This window comes from Pseudomonas sputi, from assembly GCF_021603585.1.
In the GTDB taxonomy this organism is placed as follows: Bacteria; Pseudomonadota; Gammaproteobacteria; order Pseudomonadales; family Pseudomonadaceae; genus Aquipseudomonas; species Aquipseudomonas sputi.
Genome location: NZ_BQHI01000065.1, coordinates 1 through 946 on the forward strand (window position 1 = coordinate 1; position 946 = coordinate 946).

Genomic DNA, 946 nt, shown 5'->3' on the forward strand with positions numbered 1-946 from the left:
TCCAAGCGGACCTGTTGCTCCGGTGTTTTCAGGTTCTGCGGGTTGCGCAGGAGCAGCCAACGCGCCTGCTTGATGACCTTTCGGGCCGGCTTGTCATGACGCAGTCGATTGGCTTCGTCGACGCGAACCCGATCAATCACCTCTCGGCCATATTTGGCCACCACATGGAAAAGGTCATAGACCACTCGCGCTTTTGGGCAGTGCTGACGAACCTCCAGGTCAAAAGCGGTGTTCATGTCCATTGCCACCGCTTCGATTCGGGCGCACCCCTCTGGCCCCAGCTCTTCGAAAAATGGCCTGACCGCCGCTCGGCTGCGGCCTTCGCCGATCCACAGCACCCGTCGCGTATCCGCATCCAGAACAACGCTGGCATAACGATGACCTTTGAACAATGCGAACTCGTCCATCACCAAACGTCGCGGTTGCGCCTTTGGCAACACGCTCAATGCTGCTTGCAAGGCTCGACGCTCCAGCAACCGAACGGTCTCCCAATGCAGCCCAAACATCTGCGCCACGTGTAGCGTGGGAAGGCGTTCACAGGCTTGAATGACTGCCTCTGCCAGACGCCGCGTCATGCGCGCATAGCGATCCAGCCAACTGACGGCCTCCATGCGTTTGCCGCAGTCGCGGCAACCAACGCGTCGGAGCAAAACGCTCAGGCGCACTGCACGACCGAGAATCGGCAAATCACGAATGACTCGCTCGCAATACTCATGCGTCGTTGAACAGGGTTTTTGGCACCCGCCACAGGAAGGGAATCGGGTGGCGTGGGGTGTCAGGTCGATCTGGAGGGCATCACCCTCAGGCTTGATCGTAACGACAGAAAAGCCCTCCCAAAAAGGAAGGAAAGTATTAATATCGCGCATAAGAACGCCGGTTTGTTAGATGTGTTTGCTCGCACGAACATCATCAACCAAATCGGCGTTCTTGTTTCTATGTTTCCCGG

At 57.4% G+C, this 946-nt stretch carries 1 protein-coding gene; it reads right to left on the reverse strand.

Annotated elements, in window-relative coordinates:
* Positions 1–866, reverse strand: an 866-nt coding sequence (locus tag L6D81_RS29310) for an ISL3 family transposase (protein WP_236182999.1), incomplete at its 3' end; no start/stop codon positions are given.
* Positions 867–946: the final 80 nt, after the last annotated feature.